The sequence below is a fragment of the Stenotrophomonas sp. YJH_SMC_123 genome (assembly GCF_059368215.1).
In genome coordinates this window covers 197,745-218,613 of record NZ_JCAFRM010000008.1, presented here as the reverse complement: position 1 = coordinate 218,613, position 20,869 = coordinate 197,745, and the positions used below count along the sequence as shown (strand labels likewise).

The 20,869-nt window shown below is 67.8% G+C and carries 28 protein-coding genes; 7 read left to right on the top strand and 21 right to left on the bottom strand.

Annotated elements, in window-relative coordinates:
• Positions 1-200: 200 nt before the first annotated feature.
• Entirely contained in the window at positions 201-1,688 is a 1,488-nt protein-coding gene (locus tag AC5P5W_RS17675) for a helix-turn-helix domain-containing protein (RefSeq protein WP_197574322.1), read from the top strand.
• Positions 1,689-1,747: 59 nt separating this feature from the next.
• On the opposite strand, the gene AC5P5W_RS17670 is transcribed toward AC5P5W_RS17675, so the two are convergent.
• The 15 genes from AC5P5W_RS17670 to AC5P5W_RS17600 all read right to left on the bottom strand — a co-directional run bounded on the left by AC5P5W_RS17670 (position 1,748) and on the right by AC5P5W_RS17600 (position 11,524).
• Positions 1,748-2,194: a hypothetical protein gene (locus tag AC5P5W_RS17670; RefSeq protein ID WP_014647259.1), complete on the bottom strand. Its 447-nt coding sequence runs from the start codon at positions 2,192-2,194 to the stop codon at positions 1,748-1,750.
• Positions 2,191-3,270 (bottom strand): hypothetical protein, encoded by a 1,080-nt coding sequence (locus tag AC5P5W_RS17665; RefSeq protein WP_197574323.1) that lies wholly within the window; start codon positions 3,268-3,270, stop codon positions 2,191-2,193. Before AC5P5W_RS17665 ends, AC5P5W_RS17670 begins: the two co-directional genes overlap by 4 nt.
• Positions 3,271-3,290: 20 nt before the next feature.
• Positions 3,291-3,638 carry a hypothetical protein gene (locus AC5P5W_RS17660; RefSeq protein WP_014647257.1) on the bottom strand — a complete coding sequence of 116 codons (348 nt, stop codon included), beginning with the start codon at positions 3,636-3,638 and terminating at the stop codon, positions 3,291-3,293.
• Positions 3,639-3,685: 47 nt separating this feature from the next.
• Entirely contained in the window at positions 3,686-4,276 is a 591-nt protein-coding gene (locus tag AC5P5W_RS17655; protein WP_014647256.1) for a RebB family R body protein, read from the bottom strand.
• The gene (locus AC5P5W_RS17650; protein ID WP_032957589.1) at positions 4,273-4,509 is read right to left on the bottom strand and encodes a RebB family R body protein; all 237 of its coding nucleotides are present in this window, start codon (positions 4,507-4,509) and stop codon (positions 4,273-4,275) included. The genes AC5P5W_RS17655 and AC5P5W_RS17650 overlap by 4 nt, the downstream gene beginning before the upstream one ends.
• Before the next feature lie 70 nt (positions 4,510-4,579).
• On the bottom strand, positions 4,580-4,852 hold the full coding sequence (locus AC5P5W_RS17645) for a RebB family R body protein (RefSeq protein ID WP_005416651.1): 273 nt from the start codon (positions 4,850-4,852) through the stop codon (positions 4,580-4,582).
• Between the two features lie 60 nt (positions 4,853-4,912).
• The gene (locus tag AC5P5W_RS17640) at positions 4,913-5,179 is read right to left on the bottom strand and encodes a RebB family R body protein (RefSeq protein WP_006446865.1); all 267 of its coding nucleotides are present in this window, start codon (positions 5,177-5,179) and stop codon (positions 4,913-4,915) included.
• A gap of 26 nt (positions 5,180-5,205) precedes the next feature.
• On the bottom strand, positions 5,206-5,475 hold the full coding sequence (locus AC5P5W_RS17635) for a RebB family R body protein (protein ID WP_005416649.1): 270 nt from the start codon (positions 5,473-5,475) through the stop codon (positions 5,206-5,208).
• 43 nt (positions 5,476-5,518) lie between these two features.
• Positions 5,519-5,809, bottom strand: a complete 291-nt coding sequence (locus AC5P5W_RS17630; RefSeq protein WP_005416648.1) for a RebB family R body protein — start codon at positions 5,807-5,809, stop codon at positions 5,519-5,521.
• Positions 5,810-6,110: 301 nt separating this feature from the next.
• A complete protein-coding gene (locus AC5P5W_RS17625; protein ID WP_495221325.1) occupies positions 6,111-7,403 on the bottom strand; it encodes a transporter in 1,293 nt (430 codons plus the stop codon).
• A gap of 49 nt (positions 7,404-7,452) precedes the next feature.
• The gene (locus tag AC5P5W_RS17620) at positions 7,453-8,202 is read right to left on the bottom strand and encodes a hypothetical protein (RefSeq protein WP_495221324.1); all 750 of its coding nucleotides are present in this window, start codon (positions 8,200-8,202) and stop codon (positions 7,453-7,455) included.
• A 13-nt stretch (positions 8,203-8,215) separates the two neighbouring features.
• A complete protein-coding gene (locus AC5P5W_RS17615; RefSeq protein ID WP_197574326.1) occupies positions 8,216-8,920 on the bottom strand; it encodes a cysteine peptidase family C39 domain-containing protein in 705 nt (234 codons plus the stop codon).
• Positions 8,921-9,019: 99 nt separating this feature from the next.
• Entirely contained in the window at positions 9,020-10,336 is a 1,317-nt protein-coding gene (locus AC5P5W_RS17610; RefSeq protein WP_495221322.1) for a FapB/FapC family functional amyloid domain-containing protein, read from the bottom strand.
• A 43-nt stretch (positions 10,337-10,379) separates the two neighbouring features.
• Positions 10,380-10,949: a FapB/FapC family functional amyloid domain-containing protein gene (locus tag AC5P5W_RS17605; protein WP_100450510.1), complete on the bottom strand. Its 570-nt coding sequence runs from the start codon at positions 10,947-10,949 to the stop codon at positions 10,380-10,382.
• Between the two features lie 44 nt (positions 10,950-10,993).
• Complete coding sequence (locus AC5P5W_RS17600; RefSeq protein WP_032957577.1) at positions 10,994-11,524, bottom strand: FapA family amyloid fibril periplasmic chaperone; 531 nt, start codon at positions 11,522-11,524, stop codon at positions 10,994-10,996.
• Positions 11,525-11,921: 397 nt separating this feature from the next.
• Here AC5P5W_RS17600 and AC5P5W_RS17595 point away from each other — a divergent pair, with 397 nt between their 5' ends.
• Positions 11,922-13,277, top strand: a complete 1,356-nt coding sequence (locus tag AC5P5W_RS17595; RefSeq protein WP_197574328.1) for a sigma 54-interacting transcriptional regulator — start codon at positions 11,922-11,924, stop codon at positions 13,275-13,277.
• Here AC5P5W_RS17595 and AC5P5W_RS17590 read toward each other — a convergent pair whose 3' ends face one another.
• The 4 genes from AC5P5W_RS17590 to AC5P5W_RS17575 all read right to left on the bottom strand — a co-directional run bounded on the left by AC5P5W_RS17590 (position 13,278) and on the right by AC5P5W_RS17575 (position 16,102).
• Positions 13,278-13,586: a DUF6958 family protein gene (locus tag AC5P5W_RS17590; protein ID WP_014647247.1), complete on the bottom strand. Its 309-nt coding sequence runs from the start codon at positions 13,584-13,586 to the stop codon at positions 13,278-13,280.
• Positions 13,579-14,115 (bottom strand): GFA family protein, encoded by a 537-nt coding sequence (locus AC5P5W_RS17585; RefSeq protein ID WP_495221320.1) that lies wholly within the window; start codon positions 14,113-14,115, stop codon positions 13,579-13,581. Before AC5P5W_RS17585 ends, AC5P5W_RS17590 begins: the two co-directional genes overlap by 8 nt.
• A 68-nt stretch (positions 14,116-14,183) precedes the next feature.
• Entirely contained in the window at positions 14,184-15,065 is an 882-nt protein-coding gene (locus tag AC5P5W_RS17580; protein WP_197574329.1) for a PD40 domain-containing protein, read from the bottom strand.
• Positions 15,062-16,102, bottom strand: coding sequence for a hypothetical protein (locus AC5P5W_RS17575; protein WP_197574330.1), 1,041 nt, complete (start codon positions 16,100-16,102; stop codon positions 15,062-15,064). The genes AC5P5W_RS17580 and AC5P5W_RS17575 overlap by 4 nt, the downstream gene beginning before the upstream one ends.
• Before the next feature lie 91 nt (positions 16,103-16,193).
• Between AC5P5W_RS17575 and AC5P5W_RS17570 the strand changes: the two genes are divergently transcribed.
• Genes AC5P5W_RS17570 through AC5P5W_RS17555 form a run of 4 tightly spaced genes read left to right on the top strand, consistent with a single transcriptional unit; the run spans position 16,194 to position 18,241 of the window.
• A complete protein-coding gene (locus AC5P5W_RS17570; protein ID WP_197574331.1) occupies positions 16,194-17,120 on the top strand; it encodes a LysR substrate-binding domain-containing protein in 927 nt (308 codons plus the stop codon).
• Positions 17,117-17,578: a helix-turn-helix domain-containing protein gene (locus tag AC5P5W_RS17565; RefSeq protein WP_014647242.1), complete on the top strand. Its 462-nt coding sequence runs from the start codon at positions 17,117-17,119 to the stop codon at positions 17,576-17,578. Before AC5P5W_RS17570 ends, AC5P5W_RS17565 begins: the two co-directional genes overlap by 4 nt.
• 10 nt (positions 17,579-17,588) lie before the next feature.
• Complete coding sequence (locus AC5P5W_RS17560; RefSeq protein ID WP_087922649.1) at positions 17,589-18,014, top strand: VOC family protein; 426 nt, start codon at positions 17,589-17,591, stop codon at positions 18,012-18,014.
• The gene (locus tag AC5P5W_RS17555) at positions 18,011-18,241 is read left to right on the top strand and encodes a hypothetical protein (protein WP_032957563.1); all 231 of its coding nucleotides are present in this window, start codon (positions 18,011-18,013) and stop codon (positions 18,239-18,241) included. The genes AC5P5W_RS17560 and AC5P5W_RS17555 overlap by 4 nt, the downstream gene beginning before the upstream one ends.
• A 7-nt stretch (positions 18,242-18,248) precedes the next feature.
• On the opposite strand, the gene AC5P5W_RS17550 is transcribed toward AC5P5W_RS17555, so the two are convergent.
• The gene (locus tag AC5P5W_RS17550; RefSeq protein ID WP_014647239.1) at positions 18,249-18,944 is read right to left on the bottom strand and encodes an HAD family hydrolase; all 696 of its coding nucleotides are present in this window, start codon (positions 18,942-18,944) and stop codon (positions 18,249-18,251) included.
• A 179-nt stretch (positions 18,945-19,123) separates the two neighbouring features.
• Between AC5P5W_RS17550 and AC5P5W_RS17545 the strand changes: the two genes are divergently transcribed.
• Positions 19,124-19,981 (top strand): hypothetical protein, encoded by an 858-nt coding sequence (locus AC5P5W_RS17545; protein WP_227863743.1) that lies wholly within the window; start codon positions 19,124-19,126, stop codon positions 19,979-19,981.
• 18 nt (positions 19,982-19,999) lie between these two features.
• Here the strand turns inward: AC5P5W_RS17545 and AC5P5W_RS17540 are convergent, their stop codons facing one another.
• On the bottom strand, positions 20,000-20,740 hold the full coding sequence (locus AC5P5W_RS17540; protein ID WP_134808896.1) for a DNA/RNA non-specific endonuclease: 741 nt from the start codon (positions 20,738-20,740) through the stop codon (positions 20,000-20,002).
• Between the last annotated feature and the right edge of the window lie 129 nt (positions 20,741-20,869).

The following is a 20,869-nucleotide window of genomic DNA, read 5'->3' as shown; positions in this document are numbered from 1 at the left end:
CGTCCGCCTTGCCGACCTCCAGCAGCGATGGCAGTTCCCGGCACTGCGGGAGCGGGCAGCGTGCACGGCACCAGCGGTGCGACCAGCGGGTACGGCATGCGGCGTGGACGTCGCAGCATCCCGCGATGATGCCGGAGGGCCTGCATCGCGAGATCGCCCGTTGCAGATGCATCGGGTCGCCATTCCAAAGGGGAGTTTCGATGCACAGGCAAGTCAGTGAGATGCTGCAGCGCGCTTATCGGCCCTATCCGTCATTGCCCGAGCTGCTGGGCGCGTTCGTGAAGGAGCTGTCCCAGCACAAGGTGATGCGGGGTGGCCAAGTGCGGTTGCGTGGTGCGGTGGCAGGGGCGGCTGCGGGGTTGCCAGCTGCGTCCGGGGAAGAGGTTTCCTTGCAGCGGGTTCCCATCCGCTATGGCGGCGAGGTGTTGGGTGAGCTGCACCTGGAAGGCCAGAAGGGCCGGCTGGATGGCAGTGCCCTGGCGCTGGGGGAGCAGTTTGCCCAGCGTTGCGCGCATCTGATCAAGCGCTACGAAGCCAAGGCCTGGGCCGAACAGGCATTGAGCCGGCCGCTGTTGCTGGTCGGCGCCGGCGAGGCGCTGAAGCAGATGGATGAATTCGTGGAACGCGCGGCGGCCAGCCCGTTGCCGGTCCTGCTGCGCGGCGAGTTTGGTACCGAGAAGATGGAGCTGGCCGCCGCCCTGCACAGTGGCGGCCCTTCCCGGCAGGGCCCGTTTGTCGAAGTGAACTGTGTTCACCCGCTGGGCGAAGCCAGCGACTGGTTCGCGCGCGCACAGGGCGGGACGCTGTACTTCCACGAAGTCGACGAACTGCCGGTGCCGCTGCAGGGGCAGCTGTCACATCGCATGCGTGGGCTGCCTGCCGCTCAAGCTGAAGCGCTGGCGGCCGGCCCGATACGGGTGATCGCGTCGACCAGCGCGGACCTGGAACAACGGGTGAGAGAGAAGCAGTTCTCGCGCGCCCTGCTGGCCGGGCTGGAGTTCCTGACCGTGGATATTCCGCCGCTGCGCGAACGGGTGGAGGACATCGGCGCGCTGGCGGCGCGTTCGCTGGAGCTGCATGGATTCAATCCCCGCGTGCTGGGCGACGATGTGCTGGAAGCCCTGTGCGCGCACGACTGGCCCGGCAATCTGCTGGAAATGGAGCGGGTAGTGGTCCGGCTGGCGGTGATGACCGGTGGCCGATGCATCCGTCGTGAGGATCTCGCACGCCACGCGCCGGATCTGGCTGCGGGCCACGTTGCCAGCGATGCCGGGCGCGCCCCGCAACGGCTGCCCGCGGTTGAGCAGACCGTCGGTCCTGCGCCCGCGCAGCCGGATACGCCGCGGGCAGCGCATGAAGGCCTGCACGACGGCCTGAAACGCGCCCTGGCCTACCTGAAGGACCATGCCGCAGAGCCGCTCACGCTGGGCGACCTTGCCCGTCAGGCCCATGTGAGCCAGTCACACCTGGGATTCCTGTTCCGCAGCGAGCTGGGCACGACCTTCAAGCTGCTGCTGCAGCAACTGCGCATCGAGCACGCCAAGCAGCTGCTGCGGGATGGGCAGCGCCTGCGCATTACCGATGTCGCACTGCAGGTCGGCTTCGGTGACCTGAGCCACTTCGAAAAGAGCTTCCGGCGCGCGGTAGGGGTCAGCCCGCGCAGCTACCGGCGAAGCCCGCACCAGTAAAAGCAACGCCCCGGTGCAGGCGCGGGCCTGCCCGGGGCGTTGGGATGGCAGATGCGGCGTCAGCGCGCGTTGGCTTCGGCAGCGCGCTGCACGGCCTGTTCGGCCGCTTCGTCCGCGCATCGCGCGGCCTCGGCGGCGGCCTCGACCGCGCGTTGCGAAACCTTCATCGCGGTGCGGATGCCTTCTTCACTGGCAGCCATTGCGGCGTCCGCCAGTTCCTGGGCGATCTCCATCGGGGTTCTGCCCGCCGGATGGGCGGGAGTGGGCTTGCCGGGAAGCGGGGTCGGGAAGGTCATCGTCGGTGCTCCTGCTGGGGATGAGGGGGGAACACCGTCGCTGCGCTCCCCCAGGATGTGGCGCAATGCCGCCTGGGCATCGGCCAGGATCTTCTGCGCCTGTTGCCGGGCCGCCAGGCGTCCGGCAGCAACGGCCGCGCCGGCTGCCGAAGCAAAGGCCTCTGTTGCTGCCTGCACGCCATCGCCATCTGGCGCCGGAGCCGGGTTCACACTGCATCCTTCTGATAATCCACCCGCGCTTCATCGCCCAGGTGGCGGCGGGTTCGGCGGTAATCCTGCAGGGTGATCACATTGTCCTCCACCTGTATCAGCGCCTTCGCTCTGGAACCATCGATCGCGAACTGCACGCTGGCACCGTCCTGGCCGAGCCGGCCACGGGAAACCGGATGTTCGTTGAGGAATTCCTGCGCATCGCGCAGCTGCCACCGCGCGGCCTCGCGCAACCGGCTGTCATCCTGCAGCAGGTCGGGTTCGTCGTCGAAGCAGGCCGCCATCTGCTGGGCGGCCAGCGAGATGCGGGCATAGCCGATCTGCCGGTGCGCGGCCAGGCTTGCGTCGATCGCCTCGCGCACCTGCTCTGGCGACGGCAACTGTGGCAGCTGCGGCCCGTCCAGGAAGCCGAACAGGATCGGCAGCACCTGCTGCAACGCACGGGTGGCACGCGTCAGCCGATGCTCGCGGCTGCCACCTCCTGCGCTCACCCGCTGGTAGAAGCGGAAGTAGTCGGCAAACTCGATGGGCCTGCGTGCGTGCAGCAGCGCGAAGCCGGCAGCGTCGGCCAGATCGTCGCGCCCTGCGGCGGACATGCCCACCTCACCGGCCAGCTGGTGGAGCGCCACCGATTCGCGAAAGTCCAGCTGCTGCAGCAGGGGTGCGTCGGCCGCGCCGATCGAAGCCAGGAACGCGCGCGAGGCGCCGAGCTCGGCGTTGGTCAGCAGCCGGTGTTTTTCCAGCACTCGCTGTGCCTCGTTGTGCGACAGGCGTGTCTCGTCATCAAACTCCATGTTGCGCAGGGCACCGAGGTCGCTGGCACCAAGGCTGAGCAGCTTGACCGGGCCGATCTGCAACCCGGTGCGCGGCAACCATGTCATGCGCGAACCGTGCAGGCCCTGTTGCACCCCATCGAGCATCGTGCCCTCGTCGGAGAAGGCGTAGCGGTGCTCGTGCGATTCCATGGCCCACTTCAACCAGTGCTCGCCGCCGTCGATGAACTGAAGGACCTGCCTGCAGGATTGACTGATCAGGTTGGCCTGGGGGATGGAACGACCGGCAATGAAAATGCTCATGCGTGGATCTCCTGGCGGCCTCACTGGGCCGGAAATTCCTTGAGGACGGTCGCAGCGGCATTGCCGACGCGGTTGAAGTCGGCGGTGGCCCCCTGCATCATGTTCTGCGCCTGCGTGAGCACCCTTGCATACTTTTCGTCCCCCGTCGCCAGGTACTGGGCCATGGCCACGCCGGCCGCGGTGGTCGCGATGGTTGAGACATTGCGCAGGGCGTCGGCGGCATCCTGTACGGCGATCGCCGCAGACTGGGCCACCGACTGGTAGGCCTTGCCGGCACCACTGGTCGTCACGACGGTCGCTGACATGGTGGCCGTCTGCACCTGGTTGATCACATCGATGATCTGGGCGTTGACGTTCCTCGGGTCCATACGGGCTCCTTGATGGGCGGGTGGGGCCGCAGGCGGCCTGCAGTCTGTCAGGCCCCGGCGTCAGCGTCGTCTGCCGGGGAAGGGGAAGGGGAAGGGGAGTCTGGCGCGGGATCCTGGGCGGGACCTGCGTCCGGATCCGGACCGGACGCGGGGTCGGGCGCAGGACCGGGCGCGGGCGCTGCCGCATTGCCTGCAAGCGTTTGGAGTGCATGCAGGCTGCTGGTAGCGGCCGCAGCGTCGGCAGTGGCACCGTGGGTCTGTGCCTGCAGGACGCTGATGGCGGTCTTTCCTTCTGCGGTGGCCGCGGCGATCACCGCCGCAGGCGAAGGGGGCGCCGGCACCGGGCCGGGCAGGGGGATGACCTGCGGTGGTGGCGGCGGAGGGGGTTCCGGAGCGGGTGGCGGCACCGGCCAGGGAGCGTTGATCATCTTCGCGCAGGTGGCGGTGACCGCTGCGTTGCTGACCATGCCTGCACCCTGCTGGCGCGCGACGGCGTTGTGCATGGCGGTGCCCAGCGTCTCCAGCATCACCATGTCCAGCATGCTGAAGGACTGCGCCGGACCCTGGGCCACCAGCAACGTCGAGGCGGCGCTGACGCTGTCGACGATCTGGCTGTTGACGGTGTTCTCACTGCTCATGACGGAACGGCTCCCTTCTGGATGATCAGGGCCAGGACCTGGGCCAGGCTTGCGCCGGCGGTCACCTGGCCGCGTTGCTGGTTGGCCACCGCGTTCTGCATTGCCAGGCCGAGGCTGTCGGCCATCGCCAGGTAGGTGGCGGACATCGCGAACGAGGGGGCAAGGGCGATCGCCACACCGGATCCGGCGCTGGTGGTTGCCAGCAGGTAGCCGGTGGCGGGCGATGCGGCCATCGATCAGGGGCCCGACGTGACGCCGCCCTGGGCGGGGGCGCGGTGGTTAGCGTCACGCCGGGCCGACACGTCAGCGCAGGCCCAGGATTTCGCGGGTGGCCACGCCGTTGGAGGCGGTGTCGATCGCATACAGCGTGGACACCCCCTGGGTGGTCGACGCCTGCATGGTCACGTAGGACTGCTGCTGGTTGTTGGTGGCGTTGTGCGCGGCGTTGGACAGCGCCTGGCTGGTGGCCACGAACAGGTTGCCCATTGCGATGGCTGGCGCATCGCCAAGCACCTTGGTGTTGACCTGCGAGACCGAATCGGTGATCTGGCTGTTGACGGCGGTGGGAAATGCCATGGTGGAAGCTCCTAGGGTGGACAGCACTACAGGAACGGAGATTGCCGGCACTCAATGGAATCAGCCGAGAATCTTCCGGGTGGCGGCGCCGGTGGCGCCGGTATCGACGGCGTAGAGCAGCGCGACGCCCATCGTGGTCGCGGCCTGCGCCGTGACATACATCTGCTGCTGGGCGAGCGTCGCGTTGTGGGCGGCATTGGCCAACGCCTGCGCGGTGGCCTGGTACAGCGTGCCCATTGCCGTGGCAGGCGCCACGCCCAGCACCTGCAGGTTGGCCTGGCTGACCGAGTCGGTGATCTGGTCGTTGACGGCCGTGGGAAATGCCATGGCTCAGCTCCTTGCCTGCCGGCGCATCACGCGCCGAGGATCTGCTTGGTGGCCACGCCGGTGGTGGCGGTGTCGATCGAGTACAGCGTGGCCACGCCCATGGTGGTGGCCGCCTGCGCCGTCACATAGGACTGCTGCTGCGCATTGGTGGCGTTGTGGGCGGCGTTGGCCAGCGCCTGCGCAGTGGCCTGGTACAGATTGCCCATGGCCACGGCGGGCGCGTCGCCCAGCACCTTGGTGTTGGCCTGGGTGACCGAATCGGTGATCTGGTCGTTTACAGCGGTCGGGAATGCCATGTCGATCTCCTTGAGGTTGGCGGGTCAGCGATGGAACGACAGATCAGGAGCCCAGGCCGCGGACGCGGGTGCTGAGGATTTCCTTGCTCGCTACCGCCGTGGTGGCGGTATCGATCGAGTACAGAGTGGCCACGCCCATGGTGGTGGCCGACTGCGCGGTGACGTAGGACTGCTGCTGCGCGTTGGTGGCGTTGTGGGCGGCATTGGCCAGCGCCTGTGCGGTGGCCTGGTACAGATTGCCCACTGCCACGGCGGGCGCGTCGCCCAGCACCTTGGTGTTGGCCTGGGTGACCGAATCGGTGATCTGGTCGTTTACCGCGGTTGGAAATGCCATGTCCTGCTCCTGCGAAAGGGTGGAAGTGCGTGGTATCCAGTGTCACGGTGCGTTGCCTGCAGCGGCCTGGGCTTCACCGTGGGGCCAGAGTAGGAAATGGCGCCGCCGCCGGATTGGCGGAATCGACGGAGAATGCGGTGGGATCACCGTGAAGGTGCGGCGTGAATACGGCGGAACTGATGATCATCGCCGTCGTCGCCAGCGCTGGCGCGTTGCCCTGGAGCACACACAGGGCCTGCGCGTGGGTAGCGCCATACGGCGGCGAGGGGCTGTCGGCCACGGCGTCGCCGGATCGGGCGGGTCAGAGCATGTAAGGGATCTTGAACGCCAGCGTGAAGTCCGGTGCATCCGGGGTCAGCCCGATGCCCAGCAGGGTCACCAGCGTGGTGTGCTGGTTGAGCGCATACGTCACACCCAGATTCAGTGACGCCACGTTGGCGTCGCTGCCAATCACTTTCATCCACTTCCCGCCCTGGAAACGGGTGGAAGCGCGGGCGCTGATGCGGTCGCTGAAGGACAGGCTGAGACTGGTGCGCTCGTTGAACGCAAAGGCCACGCCGGCGCCGAAGTAGACCGAGCCGCCGAGCTTCACGTCACCCGGGTTGACCGTGTCGGGGTTGCTGTCGATGTCACTGAAACCACGCGGGAACGAATGCACGTAGCCGAGGTTGGCGAACAGGATCGCCGGATCGGCTGTCTTGACCATCGACAGCCCGACGTTGGCCTGCCACACGCCATTGCCGGTCGGTTGTTCCTTGGGCACGGCGAAGCGGATGTAGTCATCGTCATCGCGCTCGATCACTTTCCAGTCCAGGCCGTAAGGTGCACGCCCGGTGGGTGCGGTCACTCCGGCGGTGAGTACGGCTTCCGGGCGCCAGCCGCGCTCGCCGAACAAGCGGTAGTTCGCACTCAGGCCGATATCGCCCAGGCCGTTGCCATTGGTTTGTTCCTGCGCGATCGCGGCCGCCGCACCGCCGGCACCGCCCTTCTGGTAGACGGTGCGCCGCGCCAGGTATGGAACGTCCAGGTTGAGCGTCAGGTTCGGGCTGACGCCCCAGCGCGCGGCCAGATTGTAGGTGAGCGAATCGAACTCGACGTTCTCGATGGCGATGTTGCCGAGGAAGATCGCATCCAGCGCCAGGAAGCCATTGAGGGTGAGCTGCTTGCGGTCGTAGCGGGCGTAGGTGAGGCTGTTCTCGACGGTGAAGCGGCGCGAGAACAGCGCCGACTGCTGCTGTTTCACATCATCCACGCTGCGCCGCGATTCCTGCTTTGCCTGCTGCGCCTCGGCGGCACTGCTGGCATAGCCTTCGCTGCCCGGCGACGTCTGTAGGGTCGAGCCATGCTCGACGGGCGCAGTCGTAGACGGGGCCATCGGGCCAACCTTCCCACTCAGGCGCGCCTGCATCGCCTGCACCTGCATGTCCAGTTCGCGCAGCCGCCGCACTTCCTGCGCGTAGTTGGATTTGAGCTGCTCCAGCTGGTTGGCCAGCGCCTGCACGTCGGCGCCATCATCCGCCGCGGGTGGCGCGGCGAAGGCGGTGCCCGCCAGCGCCGCCAGCGCCAACGGGGTGATCCTCATCAGGGTGTCCATGTTCGTGTCCTGCGTTGTGGAACGCTTCCCCCAACGCCGTGCCGTGGTACTACCGGCCCGGCCCCATGCCGCGGTTCATCGCAATCGCCTGGGCCACGTTCTGGCTCAACGGCAGGTTGCCGCCCGCGGTATTCCGCACCAGCTCCAGCCGCAGCTGGTTGCTGGCGATCTGGCCGTCACCGGCCAGGGCGATGCCCTGGCCGACGCTGCCGTTGCGTATCCATTGCTGGACCAGGCCCTGGCCATCTACCTGCAACAGCAGGCGTGCCTGGTTGCCGTCGAGCACCGCAGAGGCCGAGACGCCTGCGGCGTGTGCACTGATCGAATGGGCACCGTCACCCGGCAGGGCCGGCACCGCGCCATTGCGTACCACCAGCGTGGTGGCATTGCGGGCGACGTTGCCATCGCCGGCCACCTGCACGCTCTGCACCACGCCGCTGGCGTTGGCCAGGCCGCTGCTGTCGATGTGGCGACCCTGCGTGTCCGGCAGCGGCGCATCTGCGGCGGTCACGTGCACGCTGGGCTGGAAGCTCATCTTCGGGCTGCCTCCGCCGCGGAAGTCCATGCCCAGGGTCAACGCACCCTGCAACACGCTTCCGTTGCTGGCCTGCCACTGCGAGACCATCGTCACCCCGAACCAGGCGACGGTATTGCCGCCCACGGTGTAGCGGCCCCGCATCAGGTTCAGTTCGGGATCCGGGATTTCCTTCAGGCCGCGCCCGGGCGCCGCGTCCGCCGCCTGCAGGGGCAGGGCGGGGCAGGCCAGCAGCAGGACCATCAACAGACGGTGACGGAACATGGCGGAACCTCCTTCAGAACAGGTCGGCGTGGCTGAAGCCGAAGTCGACCAGTTCGGCATCGGTGATCGGCCCCTGTCGCGCGTAGAGTGCGCGGGCACTGGGCCGTTCGCTGGGTTGCAGCAGGACCGTGTTGCGATCGAAATCGCTGCCGATCACCACGAAGACGGCACGCGATGGCCACGCAGCGAGGAATTCAGGCAGCGCCAGGCTGCGGTTGCCGAGGATGGGATCAGCCACCTCGACCACACCGTCGCGCACCTGCTTGAGCACCACGAAGTGGCGGAAGCCGCGCACGTCCATCAGCACAAGACCGGGAACGCGAAGCGTGCGCAGGCGTGTTTCATCGATACGATAGCCGCGCCCGCGCATGCCCAGCGATTCCACGTAGCGCTTGATGTCGAGCAGCGAGAAACCACGCTCGGCCACCAGTGCTGGATCGGACACCCCCATCATTCCTTCGATCACGGTCGCTTCGTCGGTCTGCAGGTGATAGGCATGGCGCAGGATGGTTGCCAGTGCGGCCGCCCCGCAGCTGTAATCGGTGTACTGCCGCACCACGTTGCGGTAGCGCCGTTCCTGCATGCTTTCCACCTTCTGCTGCAGCAGTGCGCCATTGGGCAGCACGCCGGCGAAGCCGACGTCGCCCGCCCGCGCCGATGCACCGCCCAGCAACAGCAGGCAGGCCAGCAGGCATATCGACAGACGGGGGCCGAGCATCACGTTCTCCAGCAGCAGGAGGGAGCCCCTGCCCCAAGGGGGAGGAGGAACAGGGGCTCCCGGGAACCCGGCCATTGGCGGACGGCCGGGGTGGTGCACTTACTCGCCGTTGCCGCCACCACCGCCGGTGCTGGGCTGGGCTACGGCCAGGGCCAGGCTGTTGGCCTGCAGGTTGCCGGTGCCCGCCGCCACGTTCACGCCGATGTTGCCGGAGGCGCCGGAGAAGGCACTGCCGGACAAGGCCGACGTGTTGGTGGCGTTGACGTTCACCCAGCGCGTGGTGCTGACCGTGCCGCTCAGGCTGGCGTACAGATCGGCCACGCCCAGTTCGACGAACTGGCTGGTGCCGCTTTCACGCGTATCGAAGCCCAGGCCGCCCACCCCCGGCCGGTTGGGGTTCATCGTGGCATTCTGGACCTCGTTGTCCAGGTCGATGTGGCCGGTACTGTTGCCACCCGGGTGCGGCAGTGCGCCGTTCCACGTATCCAGGTAATAGTTGGCCATCTGGTAGGCATTGCCGGTGCCGCGGTAGGTGCCGGCGCCATAGCCCCACGTCAGGCCGCTGACGCCGCCATGCAGGCCGACCTGCACGGTATCGGTGTAGGACTGCACGAAGCCGGCATTGCTGACCGTGTTGCCGGTGGAGACCTGGTTGGAGCTGATGCTCGACTGCGCCACCGCCGTGGTTGCGACCGAGGCCGCGAGCGCGTTCTTCTGCTCGTTGTTGTTGCCCGAAGCAATGTTGACACCGATGTTGCCTGACGCACCGCCGAAGGCATTGCCACCTAGACCTGCGGCATTGGTGACGCCGGAGTTCATGGTCGCGTTGCCGAAGCTGGCCTGGTTGACGAACACCTCGGCGTCGGCCATGCCGAAGCTGAAGGACGCATCGGCAGCGGAAAGCGACGCGGCATTGTCCTGGGCGTTGTTGTCCCCCGATACCACGTTGAAGCCGAGGTTGCCGGAGGCGCCGGCACCCACGCTGTCACCGATGGAGGCACTGTTGGTGACCAGGCTGTTGCTGGTGGCGTTGCTGCTGATCGACTGGCGGTTGTCGATCACCGCAATGGCCGCCGAGTCGAGATCGATGTCGCCGGTTATGGTGGGGTCGCCGGAGAAATTGACGTCGGTGCTGAGGCGCAGGTCCTTCTCCAGGTTCACGTCGACGCCGTGGTTGTTCTTTTCCTTGCGCTCGTCGGCCTGGATGGTGCTGTGCTTCTGCACATTGACGTTGACGGTGCGGTTGCGTACGTCGTTGTCGGTGTGGTTGTGGGTGTCGTTGCGGGTTTCGCTGACGGTATGGTTGTGGTTGATGTTCGCGTTGGCGTTCTGGTTGTCCCAGCCATTGGCCGCAGCGGCGGTCGAGGCAGTGGCAATCGCCATGGCGAGCATGGTCCGTTTGACGGTCGCTTTCATGGTGCCCTCTCTCTCATCGGGTGGTGCATCGGTTGGGTGGTTGTCACGGGCGGTCCTGCACGACCAGGCCCAGCACATTGGCCGTGTCGTTGCCGTTGCCCGCGATCTGATTGAGTTGCAGGACCCCGTCGAATCCCCGCAGCGCGGTGCTGGTGACACCGGCGCTGCGGGTGCCGGTCGCGACGCCGCGACCGGCGTCGTCCCGCCCCCCTGCCAACGCGGAACCTTCGGCGGCCAAGGCCGTATCGTCGGATTCGCGTATGCCCTGTCTGGCCAGCGTCGCGCTGACGACGTTGAGCGTCGTGTTGGCGATGCCGCTGGCCTGGTTGATGGATGCGATGCCACTGGCGCCTGCCAGTGCGTTGCCGCCGATGGCGGCGGTGGCGTGCGCCGGTGCGCTCAGCACGCGGTTGCCGGCCCGCAGTTGCCGGTTGCCGATCGACACGTCGGCGCGTTCGCCGGTGGCGATGCCATGCAGGTTGGCCTGCAGGTTGAGGTCACCGGCCGCCTGGTTCACCGCGATGGCGCCGTTTGCACCCGCCAGGGCGTGACCGTCGATGCGGGCCACGTCGAGGTAGGCGAGCATGCCGCTGTAGTCGTCGGCCTGCGCCATCAACGGCGTGGCAAACAGGACCAGCAGCAGCCAACGTGCCAGCTTCACTTGCCACCTGCCGGGGCCGGGCCCTGCAACGGGAACTGGGCGAGCGCGCCGCGCACGGTATCGCCGATGCCGCGGGTGCTGTTCCCGACCGCGCCCAGTGGGCCACCCAGTGCGCCACCGAGGCTGCTGCCGAGCATGCCGTCACTGCTGCGTCCCAGCGTGCCGCCCAGGGCCTGCTGGGCGACCCGTTCGACGGTGGTGCCCGTGGGGGTCGCGGTCGCAGCCGTGTGCCCCGCCCCCATGCCGGCATAGTCCTCATCGCTCAGCTCGTCCATCGCGTTTGCCGGGGTACCCGCACCGAGCGCCGTCGCAATCTCGCGCTGCGGTTTCGGGTCGGCGATCAGCGCCATGCCCGGGGGCGCCATGCGATAGGCCGGCCGCGCGGCCACATCCCGCAACAGGACGATTTCGCCCGGTTGTGCCTTCACGCCCTGGCGGGCACCGGAGGCAGAGGCGCCCGCGGCGCCCGACAGCAGGGCCACGGCCAGCATTGCCAGCAGGCCGCGAATGGGGGTGATGCCGTCCATGCCGATCTCCCGTGATGGGTGCGGCGGAACCACGCATCAACCGTGCCAACCCTGAAAGGCTTGGCAGCCAGGGGGGTGGGCACTGGCGGGTGTGGGGCGTTGCTGCCGCGTCGTTACAGCGGCGTGGGAAAAATGTTGGGATTGCGCAGCGCCAAGCGCCGTAGGGCAAGGCAGGCGCCCGACTGTCGCATGGGTGTTACAGGTGCCGCCGCGGACTGTAACGATGCCGCTTCAGCCAGTGCCTTCTTGACGCGCCGCTCATTGCGCCGCCGTTTAGCGCAGCGCTAGGATCCGCGCAACAAAGGCCGCCGCGGTGGCCGTAGAGGTCCCGGCGGAGGGGCGGCACGCCGGTGATTGCCTGACAGTCCGCCGACGGTGTCCGGATGCTGGGGGAAGCATGGCAGCGGTCCCGGAGGCTTCTGCGTCACGATGCGTGCTCTGGTTCGGCGAGCCGCTGGCGAACGAGCGCAGCGCGCTGGCAGCCGCAGGCTGGTACGTGCGTCGCATCCATCCCGACCCGGCGATGGCCATCGGCCTGCGCGGGCGCGACCGGCTGCTCGCCGTGCTGGATCTTCGCCATCTGGATGCGCCGGCCCTGCAATTGCTGGCGCCGTGGATCGAACAGCACGCGCATCTGACGTGGCTGGCGGTGCTGCCGCCTGGCGCAGGGGCCACGCCTGCCGCGTGGCTGCCCTTGTTGCAGCGTTGCATCTCGCGGTTCACGCTGCCTTTCGGCCTGCAGGACCTGGTGGCGGCGATGCGCCAGCAGTTCGACGCGGAGGATACGTCTGCCGACGAAGTGTGCAGCGGGCAGGGGCCGCGCGCATTGATCGGCGAGAGTCCTGCGCTGCATGCGGTGCGCACCGTACTGCACAAGTTCGCGCCGGTCGATCTGCCGGTGCTGGTCACCGGCGAGACCGGCACCGGCAAGGAGTTGGCTGCACATGCACTGCACGCGTTGTCCGGCCGTGCAGGCAAGCCGTTCATCGCGGTCAACTGCGGTGCCATCCCGGCCAACCTGGTGCAGTCGGAGCTGTTCGGCCACGAGCGTGGCTCGTTCACCGGTGCCGACAAGCGCCAGATCGGCGTATTCGAAGCGGCATCCGGCGGCACCGTGTTCCTCGACGAGGTGGGCGACCTGCCGGCCGAAGCGCAGACCAGCCTGTTGCGCGTGCTGCAGGAAGGTACGTTCGAGCGGGTCGGCAGCAGCCAGCCGCTGCGGGCGGACGTGCGTGTACTGGCTGCCACCCATGTGGAACTGGAGCACGCGGTGGCGCAGGGGCGGTTCCGCAGCGATCTCTACTATCGCCTCAACGTGCTGCGCCTGCTGATGCCGCCATTGCGCGAGCGCGGCGCTGATGTGCAGCTGCTGGCCGAGCATTTCCTGCGCTGCTTCCGCCTGCGCCACAGCGTGCGTGCACGTGGCTTTGCACCCGCTGCGCTGCAGGCGATGCGGCGTTTCGAATGGCCCGGCAACGTGCGCGAACTGCTGAACCGGGTGCAGCGGGCGGCGATCATGGCCGAAGGCGAGCTGATCAGCGAGCGTGACCTCGAACTGGGAGGGCCCGTGCATGCGCCGCCGGGGGCGATGCTGCACGATGCCCGCGGCCAGGCCGAACGTGATGTGCTGCTGCAGACGCTGCGGCAGACCGGCTACAACGTCTCCGAGTGCGCGCGGCAGATGCAGATCTCGCGGGTGACCGTGTATCGGCTGTGCCGCAAGCATCGGCTGGAGCTGCCGGCGCAGCGCTGATCAGCCGGCCGGCACGTGCTTGAACAGGCGCAATGGCGTGCCTGGAAGACGCTCGATCACGCCCTTGGCCTCCAGGTCCAGCTGCACGGCTTTCAGCCACCAACCGGCCGTCGCGCCTTGCGGAAACAGCGATGCGGGCAGGTGCGGCAACAGCGCCTGCTTCGCCTGCGCCACCGTCATCCCGGGAGGTTGCCTGGGCAAGGCACGCAGCAGGGCCGCGCGCATGGCCATGTACTTGGCGCGATCCACGCGCTGGATGTGCCCGGGCGTGGTGATGCTCTCGATCTCGATCCGCTCGGGCTCAGGCATGGCTGTCTCCCGCGATCTCGATGCGTGGGCTGCGGAAGCCCATGGAGATCCACGCCTTCAACAGCCGGGCATAGAACCGCAGCGAGTGGGTCTTCAGGTTGGGCACATCGCCGGGAAGGACAGACGCGTCGGGAAGATCGTTGACCATCGTCCGCATCTCCACGGCGGGGCGTATCGCGTCCGGCCACAACAGCGCATACAGGCTCAGCCAATGGCCACCGCTGAACTCCAGGAAGAGCGGCGTATTGCAGCAGCCCGCCACGACGCGGCGGCTGCCGGCCGTGCTGGACAACCGCCACGCGTGCAGCCGGGAATGCCCGGCTTCGATGCGGACGCGATCCTTGCGCTGCATTACGAAATGCGTCTGGCCCTGCGGCCCCAGCACCTGCGGTGCGCCGGGCATCGCCTGCATCCGGGCGCCGGCCCTGCGGCAGCTGTCGCAGCAGCATTCGACGCTGGCGATGGGGCTGCCGGTGGTGGTCAGGCGGACCTGGCCGCAGGCGCAGGCAAGGGACTGTTGGGAAGGCATCTGCATTTTCTCCTGGGGTACTCAACCTCTCGACGAACGGGCGCGTGGGAAATCGACACCCACTGCCTTCAGCGCGGCATCATCCGGTAGCGGACGCGGTACAGGTCCAGTCCCTCACCACCGGCGCGTCGCGCCGAGTAGGTCAGCGTGTCACGGCGCGAGCCATCCAGCATCGCGCCGTAGCTGTCGCCGCTGGGCGCGTTCACGGGCGATGGCAAGGCATGGCCTGCGTCATAGCGGCCTCCTCGTTCGTAGGCAATGAACTGGCGCACCGGTGCACTGCCGAAGTCCTGGGCGCGGGCAAACACCACCGTTCGGCCGTCGCCCAGGAAGGTGGCATCGAACTCCTGCGCTGCGGTATTGAGCTCTCCCGCCAGCGGCCGTGCCGGCTGCGCGACGGCGCCGATCATCGCCGCGCTGTAGAGGTCATGGCCGCCAGCACCGCCCGCACGATCGCTGGAGAACAACAGCGTACGACCGTCGGGCGAGAGCATCGGCGCGAACTCATCGGCCGCGCTGTTCACTGCGGGGCCAAGATTGACTGGCTCCCCGAATCGACCGTCGCTCCCCATGCTGACCCGATACAGATCGTCACCGCCCTGGCCGCCTGCGCGGTCCGAGCAGAAATACACGACGCGCCCATCTGCGGAAAATGCGGGATCGAAGTCGCGCCCCGGCGTGTTGAACGGCACTGGCGTGGCCGGCCGCCAGCGGTCACCTTCGCGGTGCGAGATCCAGATGTCGTAGCCCCCAGGCCCGCCCGGCCGGTTGCGGCTGAACCACAGGGCGGTATTGCCGTCCGGACTCAGGGTCAGCCGGATCTCGTCATGCTGTGTGGAGGCAATGCCGGGGGCGAAGCGCTCGGCGGGGCCGATGATCCGCAGCACCACGGGCGGGGAGGGCACGGGCAATGCCGATGCCAGCAGCATCACGGCCAGCAGCGCCTTCATGCCTGTCGCTCGAAGTCGCTGACCCAGTTGGTTTCCCAACTGCGTCCACCATCGGCGGAGGCCGCCTGTTCCCAGCGCGCCGAACGCGGGGTGATGCGTGACCAGATCACCCGCGTCTGGATCGCCCGTCCCTCGTGCTGGTCCTCGCCGAAGAAGCGCCCGACACCGGCCTCGAAGCCACCACGCAGTGGCGCGCCGATCCGGGTCGGCTCCCGGCCATCCAGCCACCAGCTGAGCCAGTGCCGCTCGGCCGCATTCCAGGCGCGGATCCCCATGCCGCGCAGCGGTGCTCCAGGCACGGCCATCAGGTTGTCGCCCACGTTGCCGAATCCGCCCAGTACCGGCCAGTTGTGCAGGGTGCCGTTGAACGCGTCCCACGCGTCGCTGCCTGCCAGCCGAGCGCGCAGGCGGCGATGGCGCACGTTCCAATGGCCCACCAGGAAATCAAAATCGCCCGGTGCATCCGGCAGCTTCGGAAGCGGCGAGGGGATCGCAGCAGTGCGGCGGAACCAGTTGCGCCAGTTCACTTCCCAGTGGGCACCGGCATCGTCGGAGAACGCCTGCTCCCACCACGGCTCATCGCCGTGGATGTCATGCCAGCGGAACCAGACCTCGATGGGGCGTCCCTTGAAATCATCGCGACCACGGAAGCTGCCGCCATCGCCTGCGAAGGCGCCGCGCACGGGCGCTTCGATATGGGCAGGGGTGCGCCCATCGATCCACCAGATCGACCAGGTGGAAGACACCGGATCGAAGGCACGCACGCCGAGGCCCCTGTAGGGGCCCGAAGGCAGTGCCATGACGTTGTCATCGATGGTGCCGAGCCCGCCCAGGGTGAGCCAGACCGCGCTGGCGCCGGTGAAGGCGTCCCAGCGGGTATCGCCCACCAGGCGCTCCTTCAGGCGTTGGTGCCGGACCTGCCAGTTGCCCTGCAACCATGTCCAGTCTGCGCTGGGGCTGGCCAGGGCCCACCCGGAGGGCAGGGCGGTGGACGCTGCCGTGGCGGCCAGGGTGGCCAGGAACTGCCGTCGATCCATGTGCGTGATCCCTTGCCGGAGGTGCCTCCATCGTTGCGCGTGCGAGGGGGATTGACCACGCGGAAATCGGGGCTCAGGCTAAGCCACACTTATGGTGACCCAACGTCAGCTGCCATCGCTTGTCGCCATCCGCGCCTTCGAGGCGGCGGCACGGCTGGGCAGTTTCGCCCGCGCCGCCGAGGAGCTCGATACCAGTGCGGCATCGGTGAGTTACCACGTGCGCCGGCTGGAGGCCCAGACCGGGACCTGCCTGTTCCTGCGCCACGCCCAGCATGTGGAATTGACCGCCGCCGGTGCGAGCGTCGCAGTGGAGGCCACCCGGGCCTTCGACGCGCTGCGCGCCAGTTTCATGCGCGCCGCTGACATGGATGCAGCACGACTGCGCCTGTCCGTTCTGCCGACGCTGGGCACCAGCTGGTTGACGCCGCGCCTGGGCAGTTTCCGCGCGCGCCATCGAAGCATCGTGCTGGAACTGGACCTGTCGGCAGAGCCGCAGGACCTGGCCGCCGGGCGTTTCGATGCCGCCATCCGCAACGGGCATGGTGCGTGGCCCGGGCTGCAGGCCACGCCCCTGTTCCCCAGCATTTTCACTCCGCTGTGCGCGCCAGCGCTGCTGCCGGCGGCAGACGGGCTCGGTCGGCGGGCGTTGGAGGTTCCACTGCTCGGCAGGCCTGACTGGTGGGCGCTGTGGTTTTCCGCACATGGTGCTGTTCGGCCACCGGACCCGGCGAGCTTCGTCACCCCCTTTGCGATGGAGCATCTGGATGTCGGTGCTGCCATTGCCGGGCAGGGCATCGCCATCGGCTCGCCGATCCTGTTCCAGGCCGAACTGGACAGTGGGCGCCTGGTGCAGGCACATCCCGGTGTGGCCAGCGACGGGCGTGGTTTCTGGTTCGTGGCACCGACGGCGCGCAGCCGCAGCGCCAAGGTCATCGCATTCGGTGACTGGCTGGGCGAGCAGGCCGCGCAGGCCAGGCGTGCGTCGCGACATCATCTGGCACACGCGGTGACGCCATGAACCAGAGCCCGGAACTGTTGCGGCGCCTGCTGCGTGCCAAGGACCGGATGGACCACGCCAGTCACGAGGACTGGCCGGTGGCCCGCCTGGCCGAGGTCAGTGCGGTATCGCCTGCGCATTTCGCGCGTTCGTTCAAGCAGGCATTCGGCCTGCCGCCGCACCGCTACCTGCTCAGCCGCCGCATCGAACGGGCCGTGGCGATGCTGCGTGACACCGAGCTGCCGGTCACCGAGATCGCCGCGCAGACCGGCTGGAGCAGCCTGGGCACCTTCGGGCGCATCTTTCGTGACATCACCGGCGACAGCCCGGGCAATGTGCGCCAGCGCGAGCGCGCCGGCGAGGCGACGCCGGCCAGCGTGCCGGAATGCCACGCACGTGCCGCGCAGCGACCGGACCTGAACATCGCAGTTTTGGAGAAGCGCCGCCGCGAGGCGGTTGCTAACGTGGATCCCACCTGAGGGAGGTCCCATGACAAACACTGTGAACACGGTCGGCCTGTATGTGCGCGACCAGGATGAGGCGCTCGCGTTCTACGTCGGCACGCTCGGCTTCGAAGTGCATACCGACGTGCGCAATGGCAGCTACCGCTGGCTGACGGTGCGCAGCCCCGGCCAGGACGGATTCCAGCTGGGCCTGTTCGTGCCCGGTCCGCCCACCCACGATGCGGCCACCGCGCAGGCGCTGCAGCAGCTGGTGGCCAAGGGCGCAATGCCGCCGCTGGTGCTGGCCGTGGATGACTGCCAGGCGCGCTACACGCAATGGCTGGCGCAGGGCGTGGAGTTCACCCAGGAGCCGGTCGAACGCTACGGCGCCATCGATGCGGGGTTCCGCGACCCGTCCGGCAATGGCTGGAAGATGATCGAAGCGCGCTCCGAAGCGAGGCGCCGTCAATGAGCCGCGGTGGCTGGGCGCGGCCCGTACATCGCTGGACCTCGATCGTCTTCACCCTGGCGGTGATCGCCAACTTCGTCGTTCGCGGGCTGGGGCAGGGCGAGCCTGCAGCGTGGATCACCTATTCGCCGCTGCCGCCACTGTTCCTGCAGCTGTTCACCGGCCTGTACCTGTTCGTGCTGCATTACGCCGGGAAACGCCGCGGCGCCGCACTGGGCGCTGCGGGCTGAGGCCGCCTCAGGCGGCTGCGTCGGCGGCGTAGGCCGCCAGCACTGCCGGCAGCTGCTCCATGCGCTGGAAGATCACCTTCGCGCCCGCAGCGCGCAGGGCCTCCGGCGTGCTGTGGTGCGGGCCGCCCTCGCTGAAACCAAACACGGTCGCACCTGCCGCGACGCCGGCGGTGGCGCCGGTCACGGTGTCTTCGATCACCGCGCAGCGCTTCGGGTCCACGCCCAGCGCTGCGGCGGCGGCCAGATAGACATCCGGGTGAGGCTTGGTGTTCGGCATGTCCTGGCCACTGAACACATGGGCACCGAAGGCATCAAGGATGCCGACCTTGCCCAGCTGCAGCTTCACCTTGAACAGGTCGGCACCGGAGGCGCAGGCAATCCGCCCGCCGGTGGCCGCGGCAATCGCACGCACGGCCTCGGGCGCCCCCTGGATCGCCTCTAGGTCCTGCTCCAGCGCACGGTTGCGCTGCTGGCGGAATTCCTCCAGCCATTGCTCGGTGAACGGCTTGCCGGTGCGCTCTGCGATCAGCCCGGCCAGATGAGCCACGGACTGGCCGAGGAAGACCTCGCCCGCCTGCGCCGGGGTCAGCGGCCAGCCGCGTGCGGTCAGCATTTCCGAGAGCACACGGGCCACCAGCGGCTCGGAATCGACCAGTACGCCGTCGCAGTCGAACAGCACGGCATCGAAGGGGAAACGGGACATCTACTACTCCGGGAACAGCCAAAGGGGCGACGTGCCCGCCATTTTCCCATAGCGGGTCGGGCGGGGCACGCGGGCCACAGGAACGCTAGACTGCCAGGTCAGCCCGCCCAGCGCCTGCACGGGAATACGCCTTGAACCGATTGCGATCATTCTTCAGTGCGTACCCCATCCAGTTCGCGATGGCCGCCAAGCTTTACGTGCTCTGCCTGTATCTGCCCGTAGCCCTCCGCCTGGTCGAATTCGGGCGCCGTCTGGGCCCGCCCGAGGCCTCACGTGAAATCGGCTACGCGCTGGCGGAGCTCGGTTTCAGGCTGAGTCTCTTCGCCGGAGCGGCGGTACTGGTGTCGATGCTGCTGTTCGGGCGTCGCGGCGCGCTGCGGATCCGCCACCCGGTGATCGCTTCGATCGCCTTTTTCGGGTTGCTCGTCGTGCTGGATCGCGCCATGCGCATTCCGATGGCGCAGTTGCCGTTTCCAGTCTACAGCGTCGCAGCCATCAGTCTGATGCCGCTTGCGCATGCACTGGTCCTCACGCTGCTGGCCTTGGTGCCGGCGCTGCTGATGCAGCGGCGCATTCCTGCCGAGGGCGGGCACCATCACCTCATCAGTGCCAGCATCGCCGGCGCGGTGACGCTGGTGGCCGGCAGCTGCCTGCTTCCCATCCTGGTGGCGCAGCTGCCGGTGGGATTCTCGCCCGGCGAGTTCATCATGCCCGTTGCCGACGGCGCCGCGCAGCTGCAGATTGCGAGCCTGATCCTGCTGGTGGCCTGCGCGCTGGCCACGTTTGCCGGCCTATGGGCCGGCGCGCCGTCGCCGGAACCCGCATCGACGGCGCGCACGATGGTGGTGTCGCTGATCCTGCTTGCCACGGCGCTGCTGATCATCCTGGCCAGCATGGCTTATCTTCTGCGAGCGCTGTCCGCTGGGGCGCCGACGACAGGTCGCGGGCTTGTCGTTGCCACCGTCGTCGGCGCCGCAGTGCAGTTCCTGCTGGCCAGAGTGCTGGCGTCACGATGGCTGCGCGCACAGGCATCGTGACGTTCCTCTGCCCCCCGATCAGCCCAGGTCACACCCGGCCGGCTGCGGCCAGGTGGTGGCCGGCAGCATGTTCTTCAGCGAGGCCGGCGCGTTGATCGCCACGTAGCTGGCGCCCAGCAGTTCCTCCAGATCGGAAATCGTCACCAGGTAATTGTCCAGGCTGCCCAGGTTGGCCTCGTTGGGGATGATCCAGCTGATCGCCTTGGCGGTTCCGGTGTTCGGGTCGCGGGTGATGATCGTCTTCCAGAAGAACTCCGGCGTCGGAATGCCATGGCTGGCCAGGAAATAATCGTTGGCGGCATCGCCGTAGACCACGCCACCGTAGACGTCCACCGGCGCGATGTCGCGGTAGCACTCGGCCACGTTCTCGGCCTTCACCCAGATGCCCTGGTTGAAGCTGGACACCTGCGGCACGATGTTGGTCATGTAGTTGGCGCGACGGATGTAGGTCGCGTCGTAATCCATGTGGTTGGACGTGACCAGATGGCCACGGTCATAGCCGGATTTGATGCTGGCGTAGGACGCGGTGCTGGTCTGGCCCAGGCAACCGGCCGGCAGGTCCGGGTCCTTGTAGAAGCTGGACGGCCGTGCGGCCGAACCGGTATCGGCGGTGAGCGTGTACTCGTAGCGGGTGGCACTGTGGATGCCGCAGTCGTAGGTGAGCACGAAGCCGCCCTTGTTGAGGGTGACTACCTGGGCCTGGGCTGCGCCGGCAAAGGCGCTGAGGACGAAGGCAAAGACGAAGCTTGCAAGGCGCATTGCGATTCTCCAGCAAAGAGTTCAGGACGCAGCTGCCCGCCACGACCAGGCCCGGCCTGTGTCATGTGAAGGCGTTGCGGATACGGGTGATGCGGAGTGCAGTAGAGCGAGGCCGCGATGAGGAGGGCC